Origin of the sequence: Commensalibacter nepenthis, assembly GCF_029953305.1 — a bacterium.
In the GTDB taxonomy this organism is placed as follows: Bacteria; Pseudomonadota; Alphaproteobacteria; order Acetobacterales; family Acetobacteraceae; genus Commensalibacter; species Commensalibacter nepenthis.
In genome coordinates this window covers 204,842-227,876 of sequence record NZ_JASBAN010000001.1, presented here as the reverse complement: position 1 = coordinate 227,876, position 23,035 = coordinate 204,842, and the positions used below count along the sequence as shown (strand labels likewise).

General features: G+C 36.3%; 22 protein-coding genes and 1 tRNA gene. 13 read left to right on the top strand and 10 right to left on the bottom strand.

Annotation, left to right across the window (positions count from 1 at the left end):
- Both QJV33_RS01030 and QJV33_RS01025 read right to left on the bottom strand, forming a co-directional pair.
- Entirely contained in the window at positions 1-687 is a 687-nt protein-coding gene (locus QJV33_RS01030) for an NUDIX hydrolase (protein ID WP_281461570.1), read from the bottom strand.
- Between the two features lie 35 nt (positions 688-722).
- A tRNA-Gln gene (locus tag QJV33_RS01025) sits at positions 723-793 on the bottom strand.
- Between the two features lie 184 nt (positions 794-977).
- Here QJV33_RS01025 and QJV33_RS01020 point away from each other — a divergent pair.
- The 4 genes from QJV33_RS01020 to QJV33_RS01005 all read left to right on the top strand — a co-directional run bounded on the left by QJV33_RS01020 (position 978) and on the right by QJV33_RS01005 (position 6,092).
- A complete protein-coding gene (locus QJV33_RS01020; RefSeq protein ID WP_281461569.1) occupies positions 978-1,970 on the top strand; it encodes a Ppx/GppA phosphatase family protein in 993 nt (330 codons plus the stop codon).
- Positions 1,971-2,014: 44 nt separating this feature from the next.
- Positions 2,015-2,725: an RlmE family RNA methyltransferase gene (locus tag QJV33_RS01015; protein WP_281461568.1), complete on the top strand. Its 711-nt coding sequence runs from the start codon at positions 2,015-2,017 to the stop codon at positions 2,723-2,725.
- 553 nt (positions 2,726-3,278) lie between these two features.
- Positions 3,279-4,763 carry an IMP dehydrogenase gene (gene guaB, locus QJV33_RS01010; protein ID WP_281461567.1) on the top strand — a complete coding sequence of 495 codons (1,485 nt, stop codon included), beginning with the start codon at positions 3,279-3,281 and terminating at the stop codon, positions 4,761-4,763.
- Positions 4,764-4,787: 24 nt separating this feature from the next.
- Complete coding sequence (locus QJV33_RS01005) at positions 4,788-6,092, top strand: RsmB/NOP family class I SAM-dependent RNA methyltransferase (RefSeq protein ID WP_281461566.1); 1,305 nt, start codon at positions 4,788-4,790, stop codon at positions 6,090-6,092.
- Here the strand turns inward: QJV33_RS01005 and QJV33_RS01000 are convergent, their stop codons facing one another.
- Positions 6,093-7,334: a cation:proton antiporter gene (locus QJV33_RS01000; protein WP_281461565.1), complete on the bottom strand. Its 1,242-nt coding sequence runs from the start codon at positions 7,332-7,334 to the stop codon at positions 6,093-6,095.
- Between the two features lie 170 nt (positions 7,335-7,504).
- Between QJV33_RS01000 and QJV33_RS00995 the strand changes: the two genes are divergently transcribed.
- A complete protein-coding gene (locus QJV33_RS00995; protein WP_281461564.1) occupies positions 7,505-8,224 on the top strand; it encodes a response regulator transcription factor in 720 nt (239 codons plus the stop codon).
- Between the two features lie 29 nt (positions 8,225-8,253).
- On the opposite strand, the gene xth is transcribed toward QJV33_RS00995, so the two are convergent.
- Positions 8,254-9,060 carry an exodeoxyribonuclease III gene (gene xth / locus QJV33_RS00990; protein WP_281461563.1) on the bottom strand — a complete coding sequence of 269 codons (807 nt, stop codon included), beginning with the start codon at positions 9,058-9,060 and terminating at the stop codon, positions 8,254-8,256.
- A gap of 388 nt (positions 9,061-9,448) precedes the next feature.
- On the opposite strand from xth, the gene uvrC reads away from it, so the two are divergent.
- The 3 genes from uvrC (at position 9,449) to QJV33_RS00975 (ending at position 12,744) form a co-directional block, all read left to right on the top strand.
- A complete protein-coding gene (gene uvrC, locus QJV33_RS00985; protein ID WP_281461562.1) occupies positions 9,449-11,320 on the top strand; it encodes an excinuclease ABC subunit UvrC in 1,872 nt (623 codons plus the stop codon).
- Positions 11,321-11,417: 97 nt separating this feature from the next.
- Positions 11,418-11,990 carry a CDP-diacylglycerol--glycerol-3-phosphate 3-phosphatidyltransferase gene (gene pgsA, locus QJV33_RS00980; RefSeq protein ID WP_281461561.1) on the top strand — a complete coding sequence of 191 codons (573 nt, stop codon included), beginning with the start codon at positions 11,418-11,420 and terminating at the stop codon, positions 11,988-11,990.
- 97 nt (positions 11,991-12,087) lie between these two features.
- The gene (locus tag QJV33_RS00975) at positions 12,088-12,744 is read left to right on the top strand and encodes a hypothetical protein (RefSeq protein ID WP_281461560.1); all 657 of its coding nucleotides are present in this window, start codon (positions 12,088-12,090) and stop codon (positions 12,742-12,744) included.
- Positions 12,745-12,752: 8 nt separating this feature from the next.
- Here the strand turns inward: QJV33_RS00975 and QJV33_RS00970 are convergent, their stop codons facing one another.
- A complete protein-coding gene (locus QJV33_RS00970) occupies positions 12,753-13,997 on the bottom strand; it encodes an adenosylmethionine--8-amino-7-oxononanoate transaminase (RefSeq protein ID WP_281461559.1) in 1,245 nt (414 codons plus the stop codon).
- A gap of 78 nt (positions 13,998-14,075) precedes the next feature.
- Between QJV33_RS00970 and QJV33_RS00965 the strand changes: the two genes are divergently transcribed.
- The 4 genes from QJV33_RS00965 to rpmG all read left to right on the top strand — a co-directional run bounded on the left by QJV33_RS00965 (position 14,076) and on the right by rpmG (position 17,676).
- Complete coding sequence (locus tag QJV33_RS00965; protein ID WP_281461558.1) at positions 14,076-15,263, top strand: aminotransferase class I/II-fold pyridoxal phosphate-dependent enzyme; 1,188 nt, start codon at positions 14,076-14,078, stop codon at positions 15,261-15,263.
- Positions 15,260-15,925 carry an alpha/beta fold hydrolase gene (locus tag QJV33_RS00960; protein ID WP_281461557.1) on the top strand — a complete coding sequence of 222 codons (666 nt, stop codon included), beginning with the start codon at positions 15,260-15,262 and terminating at the stop codon, positions 15,923-15,925. The genes QJV33_RS00965 and QJV33_RS00960 overlap by 4 nt, the downstream gene beginning before the upstream one ends.
- The gene (bioD, locus tag QJV33_RS00955; RefSeq protein WP_281461556.1) at positions 15,922-17,316 is read left to right on the top strand and encodes a dethiobiotin synthase; all 1,395 of its coding nucleotides are present in this window, start codon (positions 15,922-15,924) and stop codon (positions 17,314-17,316) included. Before QJV33_RS00960 ends, bioD begins: the two co-directional genes overlap by 4 nt.
- Positions 17,317-17,508: 192 nt before the next feature.
- The gene (rpmG, locus tag QJV33_RS00950) at positions 17,509-17,676 is read left to right on the top strand and encodes a 50S ribosomal protein L33 (protein WP_008853818.1); all 168 of its coding nucleotides are present in this window, start codon (positions 17,509-17,511) and stop codon (positions 17,674-17,676) included.
- An 85-nt stretch (positions 17,677-17,761) separates the two neighbouring features.
- On the opposite strand, the gene QJV33_RS00945 is transcribed toward rpmG, so the two are convergent.
- Positions 17,762-18,091: an FtsB family cell division protein gene (locus QJV33_RS00945; RefSeq protein WP_281461555.1), complete on the bottom strand. Its 330-nt coding sequence runs from the start codon at positions 18,089-18,091 to the stop codon at positions 17,762-17,764.
- Positions 18,092-18,169: 78 nt separating this feature from the next.
- Positions 18,170-19,459, bottom strand: a complete 1,290-nt coding sequence (gene eno / locus QJV33_RS00940) for a phosphopyruvate hydratase (protein ID WP_281461554.1) — start codon at positions 19,457-19,459, stop codon at positions 18,170-18,172.
- Between the two features lie 215 nt (positions 19,460-19,674).
- On the opposite strand from eno, the gene QJV33_RS00935 reads away from it, so the two are divergent.
- A complete protein-coding gene (locus QJV33_RS00935) occupies positions 19,675-20,154 on the top strand; it encodes a DUF3429 domain-containing protein (protein WP_281461553.1) in 480 nt (159 codons plus the stop codon).
- Here QJV33_RS00935 and kdsA read toward each other — a convergent pair.
- The 3 genes from kdsA to secG are packed head-to-tail and all read right to left on the bottom strand — an operon-like array spanning position 20,138 to position 23,008.
- Complete coding sequence (kdsA, locus tag QJV33_RS00930) at positions 20,138-20,968, bottom strand: 3-deoxy-8-phosphooctulonate synthase (protein WP_281461552.1); 831 nt, start codon at positions 20,966-20,968, stop codon at positions 20,138-20,140. The two genes, QJV33_RS00935 and kdsA, sit on opposite strands and share 17 nt — an antisense overlap.
- Complete coding sequence (locus QJV33_RS00925) at positions 20,965-22,596, bottom strand: CTP synthase (RefSeq protein WP_281461551.1); 1,632 nt, start codon at positions 22,594-22,596, stop codon at positions 20,965-20,967. The genes kdsA and QJV33_RS00925 overlap by 4 nt, the downstream gene beginning before the upstream one ends.
- 55 nt (positions 22,597-22,651) lie before the next feature.
- The gene (secG, locus tag QJV33_RS00920) at positions 22,652-23,008 is read right to left on the bottom strand and encodes a preprotein translocase subunit SecG (protein WP_281461550.1); all 357 of its coding nucleotides are present in this window, start codon (positions 23,006-23,008) and stop codon (positions 22,652-22,654) included.
- Positions 23,009-23,035: the final 27 nt, after the last annotated feature.

Here is a 23,035-nt window from a genome sequence, read left to right as displayed (position 1 = left end):
TTAATCTGACCAATGTTGAATTAAAAAACGAGTTGTTGGTAGAGTGTTTTCTGGTAAGTCCGTATAATGAGCACAACAACACAACTCGTCATATTCTGAGTTATTATTTTTTTTCCATAACTCGAGTATTTGTATGAATGATAAATTGGTTTTTAATAAAATCCCAATATCAATGATATGCGTATCTGTATGTTCTGTTGCTGAGATGATCTTAGGATTGATTAAGTGATGTGTATTTAATCCTAATTCTTCATTGGCTTCCGCATAAAGTTGTTGAGTTAAAATAACGTCATTATTCCCATCTCGTGATTCAACGGTTCCTGCGGGTGGTGATTGCCAATATCCCGGCAAATAAACAGAGTTAGCAGCTCTCTTTCCAATAAGAAATCCTTGAGGGCATCGAATAAGACCAATGACGGCAAGAGATCGAATAGCAAGCTCTGAATATAATTCAGGCTTTTCGGTTTGAGCCAAAACAAATTTATATTCAGTCCAAAATCCAGTAATTAAATTTTTGCTTAATGCTTGAACATTAAAAATTCTGCCATTAAATAAATTAGGGTAATATTTCTTTTTTTCCTCCCAAATATCGTTCACTTCTTTTTTAAGGGAAGCAGATAGAATTTGAGGGGCAGGAATAATATTCACTGTTAGTGCTGAATCTAAAAGAATAGTTTCCCATTCCATTTCATATATCCTTTTGAAAATATTGGGAATTTTTTCTGGGAGACCTGGATTCGAACCAGGGCTGATCGGGTCAGAGCCGATAGTTCTACCGCTAAACTATCTCCCAATAATTTAAATTTAGGTTGGAAATCTATCATTAATCTCTATATAAAACAAGTATATGATGGTATATATTTATAAAACAGCGTATAGATAATAAATAAACAATTATATTAAACTCATTAATATTCAGCGATATTCGTGATAAGGTAAATAAACTTAAAATTTGTTTTAGAATTTGGACAAGGGGCATGTTCGCAGCATTAGACTTAGGAACGAATAACTGTCGCCTTTTGATTGTTTCTTCGGGTCAAAGGGGGGGGCGGATTATAGACAACTATAATCGCGTCGTTCGATTGGGTGAGGGATTATATGATACTGGGTTATTGAGCGAAGCGGCAATGGATCGCACATTAACAGCTTTGCACCATTGTGCAGCTCGTATTCATCGTAGGAAATCTTTTAATTTATATGCTGTCGCAACAGAAGCTTGTCGCCGTGCTTCAAATGCGCCTGTTTTTTTAGATCGTGTTAAACAAGAAACTGGGTTGAATATTAACGTTATCACCCCAAGAGAAGAGGTTGAGTTGGCTGTATGTGGATGCAGAACCTTTTTGCATGACAAAATGCTTCGGCGGAACAGAACAAAAACCTTGTTATTTGATATTGGTGGTGGATCAACTGAGATTGCTTGGGTGCGTATTGATCCGGTTAAGCGCAAACAAACATTGATCGGATGTTGCAGTGTCCCTGTCGGTGTGATTACTTTAAAAGAACAATTCAAGAGGCTAACGCTGAATGAATATTATCAAATGGTTGATTTTGTCATGAATAAAATTAACGATTTCGAACGTGTTCATCAAATCAGAGCAGAGATATTAAGAGAACAAGTGCAATTTATCGGGGTCAGTGGCACAGTAACGGCTTTGGCGAGTATGATATTAAAACAGCCTAAATATAGCAGAGCAGCAATTGATGGGTTGTTATTAGATACAACACAAGTTAAAGATATGATTCGTCATATTTTAGTCAGTAAATTTAATAAAATTTATGATTACGCAACGGTGCGTCATAGTAAATTACATTATTTACTTCCTGGATGTGCTATTTTCGAGGCTATTCATACAATATGGCCTGTTGAGGATATTGTCGTTGCAGACCGTGGTATTCGTGATGGTATTATTACCAAGATGCAGGAAAATAGACTTACTAAAATAAATAAACATAATTTTAATCTTTTATAATATCTTGTAAAAGATTAAAATTTCAAACGAATAAAGTTATTACTATGGATGAAAAAAAAGCGAATGAAAGTTCGCCAAAAAAGAAAAAATCACGCTTTTCAACCGCCAGCTTAACGGTTAAACTTAAAAAGAGTCAGGGTCGCTCTACCTCTCAACAAAGATGGCTAACGCGTCAGTTAAATGATCCCTATGTTCGTGCGGCTCAACAACAAGGATGGCGATCCAGGGCTGCTTTTAAGCTTATTGAACTTGATGAGAAATTTAAGTTTCTGCGTCCAGGATTAAAAGTAGTTGATCTTGGTGCTGCACCTGGTGGATGGTCTCAAGTGGCGGTGCATCGCAAAGCGACAAAAGTTGTAGGAATTGACTTACTAGCTGTTGATCCTATTCCTGGTGCAGAAATTATCCAAGGCGATTTCACAGACCCTGAAAACATGGATATTTTAATTAATAAGCTGGGCGGTAAAGCAGATTTGGTCATGTCGGACATGGCACCAAACACCACGGGTCACTCTGCAACCGATCATATTCGTATTATAAATTTAACAGAAGATGCTTTGGCATTTGCGTTGGATATTTTAGACCCTCAAGGTATTTTTATTGCGAAAGTTTTTCAAGGTGGATCGGAAAAAGGAATGTTAGATACTTTGAAACAAAATTTCAAAGTCGTTAAACATGCAAAACCGCCAGCCAGTCGCAAAGAGTCCAAAGAGCTTTACGTTATTGCAACAGGATTCAAAGGAAATAGTAAGTAATTTGTAGTATTTATTTTCAGATTTTTGATAAAAATGAAATAAGTTATTACTTTAGAATTTATTTTAAAATTAGAAGAAAAGCCTAGTCAATCTATGAAAATAGAAATGTATACCGACAAGTAGAAGTAATGCTTTAGTATGGATAGCTGATGCCATTAACTTAAATAATCATTTTGATGGCTTTAGTAACTTTTTTTCAAGTTATTAAAAGTAAAAAATCTTTTAAAAAACATGGAGATTAGTAGCTCAAAATACTTTTTTAAATGAAGATATAATTTCAGGCACATGCCCTCATAGTCAATATTTGAGATAGAACTAAAATATTGTTAATCTATTTAATTTATCTGATATAACTAAACTTAACAGTTTCTAATATAGATTTATCATAGAATTTTTGGGTATTTTCATAATTGTTAATTATAATTAAATTTATTTTACCCTTGTGAAGGATCACTTTTAAGTGTATGAAGGATTGCCAATAGTTGGAACCCAAAAAAACACTTGGGTTATCCCTTTTCCGTATTATCATTTTATTTCTATAAAGGGCAGCAAGATGGCAAATTCTTCTTTTCAAATCAAACAGATTCGCGAAGCGCTCGCTTTCGATGATGTCTTAATTATTCCTGCGCAATCTGATGTATTGCCCAGTCAAACAATTGTAAAAACGTTTCTAACACGTTCTATTTCTTTAAATATTCCTTTAATTTCTTCTGCGATGGATACAGTGACAGAATATGCAATGGCAATTTCTATGGCACAAAATGGTGGAATTGGAGTTATACATAAAAACCTAACGATCGAAGAGCAAGCCAATCAAGTTCGTCAAGTTAAACGGTTTGAATCTGGGATGGTTGTTGATCCAGTGACGGTTCATCCAGATAATACTTTGGCAGAAACCATTGAAATTATGAAATATAATCATATCAGTGGTCTACCAGTCATCGAGCGAAATACCAGCCGTTTAGTTGGCATCATCACACACAGAGATGTTCGCTTTGCAACCAATCCTAATCAAACTGTTGCAGAATTAATGACCAAAGAAAACCTGATTACGGTCAAAGAGGGCGTAAAACCTGAAGAAGTGAAAAAACTTTTACATCAACATCGTATTGAAAAATTATTGGTGGTTGATGCTCAAGACCGTTGTGTTGGGATTATCACTGTCAAAGATATGGAAAAATCCGTTGTTTATCCTTTGGCAAACAAAGACCAATTTGGACGTTTACGTTGTGCCGCAGCAACTGGTGTTGGTGAAGATGGTTATCAACGTGCCATCGCATTAATAGATGCTGGGGTAGATGTCTTGGTTGTTGATACCGCTCATGGACATTCATCAGGCGTTTTAAAATCAATCGAAAGATTGAAAAAAGAACATTCTAATATTCAATTAATTGCTGGAAATATTGCCACCCCTGAAGGTGCAAAAGCATTAATTGATGCTGGTGCGGATGCTGTTAAAGTAGGGATTGGTCCAGGATCAATTTGTACAACACGGGTTGTTGCTGGTGTGGGTGTGCCTCAATTTTCCGCAGTTATGGAAGTTGCAGAAGTGTGCCATCGTGAAAATATTCCATTAATTGCCGATGGTGGTATTCGTACTTCTGGGGACATTGTCAAAGCAATTGGTGCCGGGGCTGATGTGGTGATGGTTGGTTCCTTGCTTGCTGGAACCGATGAGGCCCCTGGTGAAGTTTTCCTCTATCAAGGTCGTTCTTACAAAGCCTATCGTGGTATGGGCAGTCTAGGGGCAATGGCGAGAGGCTCTGCCGATCGTTATTTCCAACAAGATATCAAAGAAAACCATAAATTGGTTCCTGAAGGCATTGAAGGTCAAGTTCCTTATAAAGGCTCTGCCGAAGCAGTTATCCATCAACTTGTGGGTGGATTAAAAGCGGGGATGGGATATACAGGAAATGAAACTATTGATGCAATGAAGAAAAATGTTCAGTTCCGCAAAATTACTGGTGCTGGATTAAGAGAGAGCCACGTTCATGATGTGACGATCACACGTGAAGCTCCAAACTATCGTCACAATTAATCAAAAGTAAATAAGTATCGAATTATGACTCCTTCCGCTCAAATATCTGCGGTTATTGAACTGCTATTAACTATTCAAAACCAAAGGCATGCACCAGCTGATGCAACGGCCAATCGTTTTTTCAGGCAACGTCGTTATATTGGCGGAGGGGATCGTCGATATGTTTCCGCTCAGATTTGGGAAATAATGCGCCATCACCGTAAATTACAATGGTGGTTAAAACGCATCGGCAGCCCCATTAATCCACGGATGATGGCTGCTGCTTTTTTAATGTTAAATGGAAAAACTTTGGCAGAAGTAAGCCAACTTTTTTCTGGTGAAAAATATGCTCCATTACCTTTGACTCAAAATGAAGGATTGTTTTTACAATCTTTGGAAGACAAAGAGCTTTTTTATGACGAGATGCCTAAAGCAGTTCGCTATGAAATCCCTGATTGGGTTTATCCTATGTTGGAACAACAATTTGGTGATGATATTGATATTGAGCTTTCTGCTTTATTAGAACCAGCTTCTCTTGATCTGCGTGTCAATCTTTTAAAAGAAGAACGCGAAACTGCCAAAGAGATGTTAAAGCAAGAGGGAATTGCTTCTGAAAACATGTCTTTGTCTCCATGGGGATTGCGTGTTGAAGGACGACAATCAGTAACTTCTACGAATTTGTTTAAAGACGGCATTATTGAAATCCAAGATGAGGGTAGTCAATTAATTGCATTGATGACTGGCGTTACCTCTCAAATGCGAGTTTTGGATTTCTGTGCTGGGGCAGGTGGCAAAACACTGGCTATGGCTATGATGATGCAAAATAAAGGACAAATTATTGCATCTGATGTGCATACGGTTCGTGTCAGTGCTGCTGAAAAACGTTTTCGCCGTGCGGGCGTTTTTAACGTTCAAACCCATTTATTTGCCGAAGGGGCAAAATGGATTAAACGACGTGTTAAAACATTTGATCGTGTATTGGTGGATGCACCTTGCAGTGGCACAGGAACTTGGCGCCGTAATCCTGATGCGCGATTAAAGTTCAAAGAGAATGATTTGAATGAATTAGTGGCTAAACAATCTGAAATTTTAGATTCTGCTGCTAAAATGGTCAAAGAAGGCGGGCGCTTAATTTATGCGACATGCTCTATTTTACAAAAAGAAAACCAAGATCAAATTGAGCTCTTTTTAAAAGCGCATCCAGAGTTCAAATTGGTCTGTCCAGATACGCCTGAAGGGTTGCTACCAGCAGATTTTTATAATAGCCCAACATTTCAATTGACCCCAGCACAATATAAAACCGATGGTTTTTTCTGTGCTGTGCTGGAACGTCAAAAAGATGCTGAATAATTATTTCAATTTATAGAAATAATTAATAAGTTTTTCCATCGTGAGTCCTTGGACGATAACTGTGAATATCACGCAAATATAAGTCACAACAAGGATTTCACTTTTGGGGAAAACATTTGGAAGAGATAGGGCAATTGCCAAGGAAATCCCCCCGCGTAATCCGCCCCATGTTAAAATTGAAATTAATCCTTTGGGGTTGCTATCTTTGTACAACAAGAACGATCCGCTAATGGCAATTGCAATAAAGCGGCATATAATCAAGAATGGAATACAAGCCAAACTGATCAAAATCGTTTGCCAGTGAAAGGGGATAACCATTATTTCCAAGCCGATTAATAAGAATAATAACGTATTTAAAATCTCATCAATCACATGCCAAAATCCTGTGACCGTATCATGGTCATCTTTTGAAGGACGTTTTTGAAGATAATTGCCCATTAATAATCCGCTAACGACAACGGCAATTGGACCTGACATGTGTAAATGGTCAGCTAATGAGAATGTTCCTGAGGCTAGAGCAAGGGAAAATAAAATAATAATTTCGTCGTGATTGATGCGTTTGATAATTGCTAATGTAATATATGCTGTAATGAATCCTAAAATACCGCTACCAAAAACTTCTTGTATAAAGGTTAATGCTAATCCTGCCGTACTTGGGGAATGCTCACTGGTTGCGATCCCAATTAATGTTGTAAATGCCATTAAGGCAATACCGTCATTGAACAAACTTTCGCCTGCAAAAATTGCTTGCAAACGATAAGGCAGCCCAAGTCTACCCAACATATTAATAATCGCAACAGGGTCAGTGGGTGCCAATATAGCACCCAGAACCAGACACCAAACAAAAGAAATAGAAACAGAGAAAAGAGAAAATAAACCCCAGAATACCACACCCAATGAAAAAATGCAGATTAATGTGCCTATGATTGCCAAAGAAGCAACATTGTATTTTGCTTTCCACAATTCATCTAATTTAATATGTAAACTGCCAGCAAATAATAAGAATGCCAAAGCACCATTTAAAAGCAGTTTTGGAAAATCCATGTCTGCCAAAAGGTCTTTTGCAAAATGGTAGCCTGAAAAAAATGTAATGGAATAATCACAAACAAATAAAATCAACGAAAATATAAAAGCCATAATCATAATCCCAATAGTCATTGGGAGGCGCAAATATTTATGATTTATTGTGCTGCTGATAGCTGTTAATAAAAATAAGCAAGATACAATCGTTAAGATATCCATAGGTCTCTTCTTTTGTCATTTGGTGTTTTTTTTATAATAACTTTTTTTTTATGATAATATAAGCAATAATTATAGTATTAAGAAGATATTAAAGCTGGTATGGTTTTTATATATTTTTAATAGATAGTGCGTTTATTCTAGGTGTATTTTAAATAAAAGGATGTTGTTTAATGGCTGGATTACACCCAATTCTTGTTGTTGATGATGATTTAAAGTTAATTGAAACATTATCAGAGCAGCTGCAAACAGATGGTGAATTTGAGGTTCATGCTGTCAATACTGTTGAGGAAGCAAAAGTAAAAATTTTAAAATCTGACAAACATTATGATGCGATTATTTTAGATGTGATGTTACCAGATGGTGATGGGTGTGATTTATGCGCTTATTTACGTAAAGAAGGATGCAGAACGCCTATTATTCTATTAACGGGTTCTGACGAAGAAAATGATGTTGTTCGTGGGTTAGATGCGGGCGGGAATGATTATGTATCTAAACCATTTCGTATCGCAGAATTATTAGCACGTTTAAGAGCACAAATGCGTATTTTTGAAAATAGTGAGGATGCTGTTTTCTCGATTGGACCTTATGTGTTCAGACCTTCTGCAAAGTTATTGCAAGAAAACAAGACGAATAAACGGATTAGATTAACCGAAAAAGAAGCGGCTATTTTAAAATTTTTATATCGCTCTGGCGCAAGACCTGTGCCACGTCAAGTGTTATTAAATGAAGTTTGGGGATATAATTCCGCAGTGACAACCCACACGTTAGAAACGCATATTTATCGTTTGCGCCAAAAAATTGAACCTGATCCAACAAATGTTTCTTTGTTGGTTACAGAAGCAGGCGGATATCGTTTAAGCTCTCCAGCCTATCAACAAAATGATTTTTAATTAAAAAAAGAAAATCCAGAGATTTAATTTTAAATAGATGGATTTTCGTTTAATTCTATCAAAATAGGCACGTGATCTGACGGTTTTTCCCAGCTTCTAACTTCCTTATACACTTCGATCGTTTGAAGGTGAGGGGTCAATGCAGGGGTAATCCATAAATGATCTAATCTACGCCCTCTATTGGATTTTTCCCAATCCTTATTGCGATATGACCACCATGTATAGAGCTTTTGATCAGGTGGTGCAATCATTCGCATTGCATCGACAAAACCTGTTTCCAACCATTGTGTTAGTTTAGTGGTTTCAATTGGCGTATGACTTACAACTTTTAAAAGCTGTTTATGGCTCCACACATCATGCTCTAAAGGGGCAATATTTAAATCTCCTACCAAAATACTATTATAATTTAAATTTTCTTTGAACCATTCTGTAGCTTCTTTTAAGAAATTAAGTTTATGGAGAAATTTTGGATTAATATCAGGATCAGGTTCGTCACCACCAGCAGGGACATAAAAATTATGTAAAATCGTAGGTTGTCCAGCAAATTCGAATTCAACAGCTAAATGACGGCAATCCTCTTGATTGCACCAATTTCGCGTGAATAGGCTCTGTTTAATAGGATACTTAGAGATAACGCAGACACCATTATAGCTTTTCATCCCTTTGTAAATAACGTATGGATACCCTAATGCGACAATGTCTTCTTGAGGAAACAAAGGATCTGGAACTTTTGTTTCTTGTAAACAAATAATGTCGGGTTTTGCCAGTTGAATTAGCTCTTTTAACAAAGGTAATCTCAACCTTAAAGAATTAATATTCCAGCTAATGATACGCATTATAGTATTTTCAGTGATATAAAGTGAAGAAATTATGATAAGATAATGGTGATTTTTAAAAGTAGAATTTACCATTTTTTTTAGTAGACTTTTAACAGTTTTAAAATTTTTGTCCACTTTTTTTTATAGTTTTTTTTATAGCATTCATTATTAATTATTCAGAATAATAACAAATTGTAGATCTTTTATTTCTTAATAAAAATACAATATATTCAATAAGTTATAAAAATTGATTAATTTTTAGGCAAAACATGATAAGGGTTGAAAAACTGCCTATTAAATCGATATATTAAATATTCATCCCTATAGTTATCCACAGAAACAGTGGAGAACTAAAATAACTGTTTTAAAACAAAGAAAAACGATTTTTTTAGTAAAGAGTATTTTGATGACTCATCAAGAACTAGAACCAAAAAACATTACAATAGGTGTGGCTGCTATTAAGAAAGCATTAGAGACCATGCCATCTGATTCTGGTGTGTATCGTATGATTAATAAAGAAGGTGAGGTTCTTTATGTTGGCAAAGCAAAAGATCTAAGGAAACGTGTGTATTCATATACGCAAATACTTCGTTTATCAGATCGTATTCGTCGAATGGTGCAACAAACAGCTTCGATGGAAATTATAACGGCTTATACTGAAGCTGAAGCGTTATTATTAGAAGCCAATTTAATTAAAAGTTTAAAACCTAGATATAATATTTTATTACGGGATGATAAAACATATCCTTGGTTGGTCATGAGCAAAAATGAATGGCCAAGGATTGACAAGCATAGAGGGAAAATTTCAAAGGAAAATAATTATTGGGGACCTTTTGCTTCTGTATGGGCTGTCAATCAGACCTTAGAATTATTACAAAAAATATTCTTACTCAGGACATGCACAGACGCAGTTTTTCACTCTCGCAAACGCCCATGCCTCTTATATCAAATAAAACGCTGTGCGGGTCCTTGTGATGACCGTATTGCATCTGATGAATATGCGCATTTGGTCGAACAGGCCAAAGCCTTTTTATCGGGGCAAACTATTTCAATTCAACAAGATTTAGCAGAACAGATGGAAAAAGCTGCAGCGGAAATGGAATATGAACGTGCAGCCGCATTGCGGGATCGTATTCGTGCCTTTACTTATGTCCAAAGCAATGGTGTTATTAATCCGTCTTCTATTGTGGATGCGGATATTATAGCTGTATATCAAATTGGTAACCAATGTTGTATTCAAGTGTTTTTTATAAGAGGCAGTAGGAATAATGGGAATAGGGCTTTTTTCCCTACGCAAATAGAAGGGCAAACTGCTGAAGAAATTATTTCTGCATTCATAGGGCAATTTTATGAAAACAAACCGCCACCATCACAAATTTTATTGAGTATTCCTCTTTCTGAAATGACATTAATGCGCAAAGCACTTAGGCTTAAGGCTGGGTATAAAGTGACTATTTCTGTTCCACAAAAGGGGGAAAAGAAGGCTGTTATTAATCACGCTATCGAAAATGCCAAAGGGGCTTTAGAACGCAAACTTGCAGAAACGAACTCTCAACAAAAATTACTTGAGCAGATAAGGGATCTTTTCCATTTATCGCAGACACCTAAACGCATTGAAATATATGATAATAGCCATCTGATGGGTAGTCATGCCTATGGTGTGATGGTTGTGGCTGGTTCAGAAGGGTTTAATAAGTCAGCTTATAGAAAATTTAGTATCAAATCCTCTATTACTCCAGGGGACGATTTTGGAATGATGAGAGAGGTGTTTTCACGAAGATTTGCGAAAGGGAAAAGCACAGATCCTGAAAATTGGCCAGATATTTTATTGATTGACGGTGGAGCGGGTCAGTTTTCAGCTGTTGATTCAATTTTAAAAGAATTAGAAATTACAAATGTTAAATTAATATGTATTGCCAAAGGAAAAGATCGTAACGCTGGTCGAGAGTGGTTTTTTACTCAGGATCAAGAACCGTTTCAATTGCCGATTCAAGACCCTGTTTTGTATTATCTGCAAAGACTAAGGGATGAGGCGCATCGCTTTGCGATTACTACCCACAGAAGTGGACGTTCAAAAGCGATACAACGCTCTGAGTTGGATGATATTCCAGGCGTGGGACCACACCGCAAACGTTTGCTTTTGAATCATTTTGGTTCTGCAAAAGCCGTAAAGAATGCAAGCCTGTCCGATATCCAAGCAATTCCTGGGTTTAATCAAGCTATGGCCGAAGTGATTTATGGTCATTTTCGACCAAATTGGCACAAAGAGGAAAAATAAAGTTTTGATATAGGATTTTTTTTATAAATAACGTATAACGAATAAAATGTTTCTTTGACTTTGTCTATTTAATCCACCAGTCTGCATTGCGAAAATTATGTATATTAATTTACCTAATTGTTTGACCTTATCGCGTATTGTAATCATTCCTATATTGGCTGTATTGGTAATGATCCATTGCCCGTTGACCGATTTTTTGGCATGTATTTTATTTATTTGCGCAGGAATAACAGATTATCTTGATGGCAAACTCGCTCGTGCATGGCAACAATTATCAGATCTTGGTCGAATGATGGACCCAATAGCAGATAAATTGTTGGTGGGTGTATTACTTGTTGTGATGGCGGGATATGATCGTTTGCCTTATGGCGGATTAATTCCTGCAATGGTTATATTAGCACGTGAAATTTTAGTTAGTGGACTAAGAGAATTTTTAGCCTCTTCTCAAATTAGTTTGCCTGTAACACAATTATCGAAATGGAAGACGACTTTTCAAATGGTTGCATTGGGGTTTTTGTTGGCAGGGGATACATCAGCACAAATGCTGGGTATCTCTTGGTTTCCTGTCAGCGTGATTGGGGCTGTTCTATTGTGGATTTCAGCTATTCTAACCATGATTACTGGATGGGAATATATACAAACTGGATTAAAATTTGTTAGTAAATCATAAGATAGAACATGCAATTAGTAATTTTTTTCTTGAGATTTTTTCGCATTGCAGGCAAATTGCAACCTGTTTTGATTTTATTATGAGTTGGAGGCTATAGATGCGGGGTTATGCTGCTCTTATGGCAACGATGTTACTGCTTAGTGGTTGCTCTGGATTTGATAGATTTTTAGATGATACGGTAAGATTACCAGGAAGCAATCCTGAGGCTCCCAGAGGTGATTCTGAGAATATGATGAAAGTACGTGGCGAAACTGTTGCTTCGACACCGATTCTTCCTCAAGGTGAGAATATTTGGCCATCTCGCCCTCCAGCTTTACCAACATTGAGTGATGTTGCAAATGACGAACAATCTTTTTCTCTGTCAGACTATAGCCAAGCTTTTGGTGCAGATGAAGATGTTATAAAACATGAACAAGGTCATGATCATTCTTTGCCATCTGACTTCCCAGAGGATGGGGATTTAACTGCTGGTGAGAAGAATTTGATTAAGCATGGTGCTGCTATTAATACCCCTAATAATGGCGAAGGTGTTTTACCAGATCATATTGATGACCATGCACCAAAATATATTGAAAAAGATATGAATAATGAGCCAATCGTTATTCCAAACGGTGATGGAACGAATACAGTGATTAGCTCAACCGGTAAAGTAACGATTGTTCCGGATTCGAAAATGCCAAAGAAGAAGCAATCTTCTTCCAAAGCAAGTTCTGATCATCCTAAAGATTCAAAAGCAAAACCAGTTTCTGAGTAAATGTTTTTCTAGTGTGATAGCACATCAAATATTGCCCGAGTTAGCTTGCTTAACTCGGCAGTTGTGATTGTGAAAGATGGAGTTAGATAAATAATATTTCTAAACGGTCTGATCCAAACATGATGTTGTAATAGTTTAGTTTTCAATAAGTTCAATTTGTCAATTTTATAAAGTTCAACGACTCCGATTGCACCTTTTACCCTAACATCTTTTACAATATCTAACTGAAGACAAGCTGATAATTCTTGAGATAATTGCGCTTCAATATGGGTGATATTGATTTTCCAATCATATTGATTAAATAACTCCAAAGAGGCATTGGCACAGGCACAAGCCAAAGGGTTTGCCATAAAAGTTGGACCATGCATTAACGCATGGTTTTCATGCTCAGATAAAAACCCATTAAATATATGTTCTCTGGCAATTGTAGCTGCTAAGGCCATTGTTCCGCCGCTTAGCGCTTTGGATAATGTAATAATATCAGGAACAACATCTGCCTGATTACATGCAAACAGACTTCCAGTTCTGCCTAGACCCGTAAAAATTTCATCAAAAATTAATAAAATATTATAGTGATTTGCTTGTCGGCGTAAAAATAAAAGGAGGTCAGGATCATGAAACAACATTCCACCAGCCCCTTGAACCAAAGGTTCTATTAAAATAGCAGCCATTTCATGATGATGATTTTCAAGGAAGTTGCGAAATTGTTGTTTTAATTCTTTTGTTGTTGGTAAGGGAATAATATGTTGATGAGGCAAGACATCTTTAAATAAATGATGCATCCCCTCTTCGGGATCACACACTGCCATCGTCGCCATCGTGTCGCCATGATACCCACCATAAAAAGAAAGAATTTTGGTTTTTGTTATTTTGCTTTGATTCAACCAAAACTGAATAGCCATTTTCATGGCGACTTCTACCGCAACAGAGCCGGATTCGGTGAAAAAGACTTTATTTAGATCTCCTGGCAGCAATTTTGCTAATTTTTGGGATAAGCAAATTGCAGGCTCGTGAATAATTCCCCCAAACATAATATGAGGCATTTTTTGAAGCTGTTGTTGAACATGATTCGCGATGTAAGGATGGTTATATCCGTGACATGCGGTCCACCAAGAAGCAATGCCATCAATCAGCTCTGTACCATCTTGTAGTGTGATGACAGAACCTTGAGTTTTTTTTGCAATAATGGGACTATTACAGGTTTGCATTTGTGTATAAGGAAGCCAAATATTTTTAAGCATTGAATGAGACATTTTCTTTGCATATATAAAGATAAAGATTAAAAATTAAAATTAACGATATCTTAGAACGAACTCAAACAGATTATTTTCATGAATTATTTTGACCAATTTTTCCAAGAGTCTTTATTAAAAAGAAAGCAACAAGGCATACTTAGAAATTTGATTCCTGTTGATGCAATCAGTGCCGTGAGAATAAAATATCAAAATCAAGAATATCTTAATTTTTCGAGTAATGATTATTTAGGGCTTTCTTTCGATTCGAAAATAAAAGAAAAAAGTCAAAAATGGGTTGAACAATATGGCACTGGATGTCCTGCATCCCGTTTGGTCACAGGGCATAATTCTTATCATGAAAAAATAGAATCTGATTTGGCAAAATTCCTTGGGACTGAAGCAGCCCTTATTTTTGCGTCTGGATGGCAAGCAAATGTAGCCGTCATTTCATGTTTATTAGAGAATTTACCCAAACCTGTATGGGTGCTTACTGATAAACTAAATCATGCAAGCCTTCATTATGGATGTAAAGCAGGACAAACAAAACAGATCCGATTTCGTCATAATAATATACAACATTTGCAAGAGCGTTTAGATACTATTCGCAACGAGCAAGGTTGCAAGCTCATTATTACTGAAACAATTTTTAGTATGGATGGCGATCAAGCTGATTTACAAAGATTAAGAAAACTTGCTGATGAATATCAAGCATTTTTATTCCTAGACGATGCGCATGCTACGGGTATACTAGGAAGGCAAGGGCAAGGATTGGCTTCTCCTTATGCAGATTTAACGATGGGCACGTTCAGCAAAGCTTGGGGCAGTTTTGGAGCATATATTGCAGGCTCCAAAGTATTATGTGATTGGTTAGTGAATTATTGTTCTGGTTTTATTCATACAACGGCTTTGCCTCCACCAGTCAGCGGTAGTATTGCAGCAGCGTTAGAACTTATTCCAACATTAGACACTGAGCGTGACTATTTAAAAAAACAATGTCACTATGTAAAGCAACAATTCACAGAATGGGGAATTGATGTCGGGGATACAGTCTCGCAAATTATTCCATTGATTGTTGGATCTGCTGAAAATGCGCTACAGATCACACAATTACTAAGAAAGGAAGGAATATGGGTGACTCCTATTCGTCCACCAACAGTCCCTGTACATAGTAGTCGATTACGATTGACTTTCAGTGCTGCGCATCAACCTAAAGATATCGAATATTTACTTGAAAAAATACATAGGGTTATTCACCAGAACCCATCATTATGGAAAAAACGATGACGCAGAAATATCATTTATTATTTGTACATGGGTGGGGCTTCTCAAGGGATTTTTGGAAACCTGTTGGTTACTTATTAAAAGGATTCTCTATTGACTATATTGATCTTGATTTTGTAAATAATACAGCCACATCAAATGAGATCATTCAGACCATTTCAAAACAGATAAATCATACGATTGCAATAGGGCATTCCTTGGGTTTTTTATATTTATTAAAGCAATTTCCGCACGAATTTCATCATTATATAGCGATTAATAGCTTTTTACGCTTTTCAAAAGCGGATGATTATTTATCTGGTGCTCCATTGCGTATTTTACAACGAATGTCCAAAGGAATTGATAAGGATGCATATTTAATTCTTTCTCAATTTTATCAACAATGCCGATATTTTGATAGTCTACCAAATCAAATGAATATTCCTACATTACAAACAGGATTAAAATATTTGGAAACTGAAGATTTTCGTGATGTATTTCCTTCGATTATGGATAAATTGACAATTCTAGCCTCACAAAATGATCCTGTTGTATCTCCTGCTATGACAACAGATTCTTTTCAATCTCATCCTATTCATTGGGTAAAAGATGATACGCATGTTCTTCCTATTTCTCAGCCTGAAACTTGTTCTAAAATCATTAGAGATATTGCGTTAATATTATGAATTCTTATAAACAAAAAATTATCAAATCCTTCGATATGGCTGTTTCTTATGAACAATCAGCGCATATCCAAAAAATTGTCGCAAAGCGTTTAGCTCAATTTATCAAAACGTTAGATATGGATTGTTCTCAACCTTTATCAATCTTAGAAATTGGCTGTGGAACAGGATTATTAACCCAATTAATAATTGATTTTTTTCCTAAGGCTCAATTATTAATTACTGATATTTCCCCTTATATGATTGAACGGGTTAAAAAGAAATATGGTAATAATCCCAATATTCAGTTCAAAGTAATGGATGGCGAGGCGATTGATTTGGAACAATCTTTTGATCTTATTGTGTCTAGCCTTGCCTTTCAATGGTTTGAAAATTTAGAACACTCATTAAAAACAATCACAACATTATTAAATCCTAACGGATATTTGCTATGCTCTACATTGGCACAGCAGAGCTTCAAAGAATGGCGTCAGATATATGCTGAACATGACTGTCATTGTTCTTTTCAATCTTATCCGAATGTAGAAACATTAGACTCTTATTGGTCATCTGAAATAGGTGGTGGTTTTTGGCAAAGTGAAACTATTTTAGAATCAATTAAAAATGGAATAGAATTTATCAAAGGATTGCGCGCTATTGGCGCCCATATTGCTGCGAAAACGCACAAACCTTTATCAGCAGCACAATTTCAAAAAATTCTTACGCAGTTTAATGAGGATTATGGATATACTACTTATGAAGTTGCTCTGGGTTGTTTTAGACGATTTGCTGCAAAAGGTTTTTTTGTTACTGGCACAGATACTGATGTTGGCAAAACTTTTATATCTGCATGTTTAACCAAAGCATTAGGCGCAACCTATTGGAAACCGATGCAAACGGGATTAAATTGTGATCTTGGGGATAGTAAAAATATACAAATACTAGCACAAATCCCAGATGCACAAATCATTCCACCACTCATTGAATTACAAGAACCGTTATCCCCAGAAGAAGCCGCTAAAAGCGAAGCAATCACATTAGATATTCACCAACTCGATTTTTCCTTACCTACTCAAAATAGACCTTATATTGTTGAAGGAGCAGGGGGCGTTTTGGTTCCTGTTGCAGGTTCTCAATATATGCTTCAAATGATGCAGAAAGTTAATTTACCCGTTGTAATCGTTGCAAGAACAGAGCTAGGAACGTTAAATCATACGCTTTTGACAATAAATGTTTTGAGAAATCATCATATCCCTATTGCTGGGGTTATTTTAAATGGCAATCTGAATCCAGCGAATAAAGAAGCCATTGAACGTCATGGAAGAATTGCTGTTATCGCTGAAGTCCCATATATAGAAAAGATCACAGATCAATTTATTGCCCAATTTACAAAAGAAATAATATTATTTTATTAGAGTTATTGAATGATTTATAGTATAAAGAACGATAATAAGGATTTATAATTTGGTATCATTTGACAAATTATAAAAAAATTGTATGAAAATAATAGGATTTTAAGATTTAACTTGATCTTTTGATAAAATATAAGCATTTAGTATAAAAGCGATATTTTAATACAAAGATAAGCTGATCAAAACGAGGATGTAATGGCTAAAAGTAACACAATTCAAATTAAATTACTTTCAACTGCTGAAACAGGTTTTTTCTATGTAACCAGAAAGAATGCAAGAGCACATACTGGTAAAATGGAATTAAAAAAATACGATCCAGTTGTTCGTAAACACGTTGTTTTCCGTGAAGCAAAAATTAAATAGTTTTTCTTAACGAAATAAAACAAATAAAAAAGCTGGGCAAGTAGCTCCAGCTTTTTTTGTGCTTAAAATTTTATTAAAAAATATTTTAATAAAGATGGTCATTCGCTTTATAAGGAATGATAATCTCGTCCTCTTGCGCAAAGCTCAGCATGACACGTGTGCGTTCATCTAATAAATCTTTGTCAAGATGACCTTCTTTTAATCCAACAACACGTCTACTCCAGATTTGCTGTTCTGAGACAGCATCTTGCTGGGCTTGCTCGGCTTCAACTAATAATTTTTGTTGAACGTAATAGCTTTTTAAACCATGGTCACCATTTAAGGTATTCCATATAAAAAAGCCTGTTAAACCTATAAAGAAAACAGGGGGAATAACTGATTTAACTAGTTTTTTAACATAACGGAAAAAACGCATTCGATATTCCCTTAAATGATACAATATAGTGACAAAATCGGAAGTAATCTATTTGTTCCGATTTTGTCAAGCATTCAATTATAAGATTTCTAATGCTTTAAATGCGTTACGACCAGCATATCTTGCTGCATTACCCAAATCTTCTTCAATTCTAATCAATTGATTATATTTAGCAATACGATCTGAACGAGACAAAGAGCCTGTTTTAATTTGTCCAGCATTGGTTGCAACAGCTAAATCAGCAATGGTTGCATCTTCTGTTTCACCAGAACGATGGCTAACCACGGTTGAATAACCATGACGATGTGCTAATTCCATTGCTCTGAATGTTTCGGTTAATGTACCAATTTGATTTACTTTAACTAATAAAGAGTTCGCAATATTTTGCTTAATTCCTTTAGCAAGTCTTGTAGGGTTGGTAACAAACAAATCATCACCAACAAGTTGGATTTTGTTCCCGAGCTTTTGAGTCATTTCTGCCCAACCTTCCCAGTCATCTTCAGCACATCCATCTTCAGCTGAAATGATAGGGAAATTTTTACATAAACCAACAATATAATCAACCATTTCACTGGAGCTAAAGATTTTACCTTCGCCAGTCATATTATATTTGCCATCTTTATAAAATTCAGATGAAGCAAGATCCAAAGCTAATGAAATTTCTTCGCCTGGCTTATAACCAGCTTTTTCAATCGCTTTCATAATATATTCTAAAGCTTCATGAGCTGACTTAAGGTTAGGAGCAAACCCACCTTCATCACCAACACTGGTGTTTAAACCAGCTGCATGTAAATCTTTTTTTAATGCTTGGAAAACTTCTGCGCCCATTCTGACAGCTTCAGCGATAGAAGATGCACCATGAGGAACAATCATAAATTCTTGGATATCAATGGGATTGTCAGCATGCTTACCGCCATTAACGATGTTCATCATTGGTACAGGCAACACATGAGAATAAGGAGAGCCAAGATAACGATATAAAGGAATGCCTAGTTCTTCGGCTGATGCTTTTGCAGTCGCCATTGAAACACCTAAAGTAGCATTCGCACCTAAACGACTTTTATTTGGTGTGCCATCAAGTTCAATCATCACTTCATCAACAAGCATTTGATCAAGTGATTCGATACCTACTAACGCTTCTAAGATTTCACTATTAACATTATTAACAGCCTTTAAAACGCCTTTACCAAAATAACGATTTTTATCATCATCACGGAGTTCAACAGCTTCATGAATCCCAGTTGATGCACCAGAAGGCACTGCTGCACGTCCAACGACACCGCTTTCTAATTCAACATCGACTTCGATGGTTGGTGTACCACGACTATCTAGAATTTCGCGTGCTACAATGTCAATAATTGCACTCATTTTTTATCCTAACATATGAGGGTTTTAAAAATTATCGAGAATAAAATCATATAAATCTAACATTGCTGAAACTTGATTATTAAGCAATATTAAAGCATATGTATTAGCAAAGGATCTTTGTTATATGAATATGAGTATAGTTAAGAAAAGTTTTTTTTACTAGATAGTCAATTATTTATTTTACAGAGATAATAGTTAGTTTGAGGAAAATTATAATGAAAAAAATACCTCTTTTACCTTTTTTGCTAGGGGTATTATCACCCGTTCCATTAGTCATCATGGCGTTTATAATGATGTTTTATTCACCACAAACAACATTGCCCATATTATTGCCTGCTTTTGTTGGCTATGCAGCAATCATATTGTCATTTATTGGGGGAATTAACTGGATTCTTTCAATGCAAAAGCCCGTGATTTTATTAGATAGTGATATGAATGTTATCGATAAGAAACGTTTATCGATCGCTGTTGTGCCATGTTTGTTTGGTGAATTAGCAATTATTCTTACTGCTAATCATAAATGGTCTATGGCACTTTTATTTCTTATTATCGGATTTGCAGTGACCTTATTTTTGGAAAGAAATTCATACCTACCTACAGAACAACCAGCTGGTTATCAAACTATGAGGTGGCTGACAACATTTGTTATTCAGCTTTGCCTCATTGGTGCGGTAATTTTTAGAACTCCTTGGTAATCCGATCAATTTGGACAAGTTTTTGTAAAAGAGCAGGGAGGTCAGCTAATTTAACCATATTAGGACCATCACTTGGGGCATTGTCAGGATCTTCATGGGTCTCTACGAATAGAGCAGCAACACCAACAGCCATTGCGGCTTTGGCAAGATAACTGACAAACTCACGTTGCCCCCCAGAAGAGCTGCCCATTCCGCCAGGTTGTTGAACCGAATGAGTCGCATCAAATACCACAGGATAACCTGTTTGAGCCATAATCGGCAAACCGCGCATATCGCTAACTAAGGTATTATATCCAAAAGAAGTACCTCGGTCACATAACAAGATTTTCTCATTTCCTGTTGATGCAATTTTATCAGCAACATTTTTCATATCCCAAGGAGCCAAAAATTGACCTTTTTTCACATTAATCACTTTATTGGTTTCTGCTGCGGCAATTAACAAATCTGTTTGACGGCATAAAAATGCTGGGATTTGCAAAATATCTGCAACCAAGGCTACTTGTTCACATTGTTCAGGTAAATGAATATCGGTCAGAATCGGTAATCCCAATTTGACTTTGACCTCATTTAAAATAGCAAGACCTTGCTCCATTCCAAGACCTCGCTGTGTTGTAATACTTGTGCGATTTGCTTTGTCAAAAGAGCTTTTATAAATCAGTCCAATATTTAACTTTTCACAAATATCTTTTAATGTTTGTGCAGTATTTAACGCATGTTCCAAGGATTCAATCTGACATGGTCCTGCAATCAACGTAAATGGAAGGTTATTTGCAATGGTTAAAGAGCAAACTGGAACTGATTTATTCAAATTCATTTTGATTTTTCCTGATTGATCGCAGCTTCGATAAAGCCTGAAAATAATGGGTGAGGCGCAAATGGTTTAGATTTTAATTCTGGATGATATTGTACCGCAATAAACCAAGGATGATTTTCATATTCCACAACTTCTGGTAAAACTTTATCAGGGGATAAACCAGAGAATTTGAGACCTGCACGTTCAATTTGTTCTTGATAGTGAATATTCACTTCATATCGATGGCGATGGCGTTCTTGAATAGTTGTGCTACCATACATTGTTGCAACTTTTGAACCAGGTGTTAATTCAGCAGTATATGCCCCAAGGCGCATAGTTCCACCCATATTATCCCCAGAATAACGACGTTTCACTTGTCCAGAATCAATCCATTCTGTCAGCAGTCCTACAAGGGGTTCTTCTGTTGGACCAAATTCTGATGAAGATGCTTGAGGTAAACCTGCAAGGTTTCTTGCACATTCAACCACAGCCATTTGCATACCAAAACAAATACCAAGAAATGGAATATTATTTTCTCTGGCATATCGAATGGCTTTAATCTTGCCTTCGCTACCCCGTTCACCAAAACCACCAGGAACCAAAATAGCATTTGAATTGATAAAGAAGTTGCTTGTATCTTCTGCATCTTCTAAATCTTCTGCTTTGATCCAGTTGATATTCACTTTGACTCTATGAGCTATGCCACCATGAAGCAATGCCTCGATCAAAGATTTGTAACTATCGAGCAAAGCTGTATATTTACCAACAATAGAAACCGTAACTTCGCTTTCGGGATTTCTTAGCGCATCAAGAATCTTATACCATTTGGTGAGGTCTGGCTCTTTGTCATAAGGAAGATTGAAATGACGCAGAACTTCTGTATCTAGACCCTCTTTATGATATTCAATTGGACAACCGTAAATCGTATCAACATCAAGTGCAGGGACTACTGATTCTGTTCTAACATTACAGAAATTAGCAATTTTTTGACGCTCATGTTTTGGAATTGTGCGATCACAGCGACATAATAAAATTTGTGGTTGAATACCAACATTTTGCAATTCTTTAACAGAATGCTGGGTTGGTTTCGTTTTTAATTCACCGGCTGATGCAATCCAAGGAACCAAAGTTAGATGCATAAAAAGAGTTTGTTCATTACCTAAATCATTACGCAATTGGCGAATAGCCTCTAGGAAAGGGAGGCTTTCAATATCACCAACGGTCCCACCAATTTCGACCAGCATAAAATCGACATCATCAGCATCTTGTAAAATAACGGATTTAATCGCATTGGTAATGTGAGGAATAACTTGTACTGTTGCGCCCAGATAATCCCCACGCCGTTCACGCATCATAACATCAGAGTAAATACGTCCAGAAGTTGCATTATCGTTACGTGATGCATCGACCCCAGTAAATCGTTCATAATGACCCAAATCAAGATCTGTTTCAGCACCATCATTGGTTACGAACACTTCGCCATGTTGATAAGGGCTCATGGTTCCGGGATCAACATTTAAGTAAGGATCTAATTTTCTTAAACGAACAGAATAACCACGTGCTTGTAATAAACTTGCCAGCGCGGCAGAGGCGATGCCTTTTCCTAATGAGGAAACTACACCACCAGTAATAAACACAAATCGCGTCATGAAGCCTTCTTTATATTGATCTAACTAGAGTTAATTATATAGATGTTAAATAAAATTATTTATTTGGTGTTGTTTTCTCAGTTTGTTGAGGCTGAGGTTGTGGTTGAGTAGCAGCAGGCTTTGGTTGTGTTTGGCTTGTTTGTTGTGGAACGATATCTAAAAGACTTTTTCTTTTGTCTTGTGCTTCATTTTTATATAAAATAGCAATAACGATACATAACACCATAAAAGCTGCTGCCAATATACCTGTGGCACGTGTTAACAAATTCGTTGTACCGCGCCCAGTCATAAAAGAGCCCATTCCTTGACTGCTTCCGATACCTAAACCGCCACCTTCACTACGTTGGATTAACACAACGCCAATCAATGCAAGAGTAACCAATAATTGTACAATTAGAAGAATAGTCATCATGTGTTTAGTATACTTTCACTAGCAGTC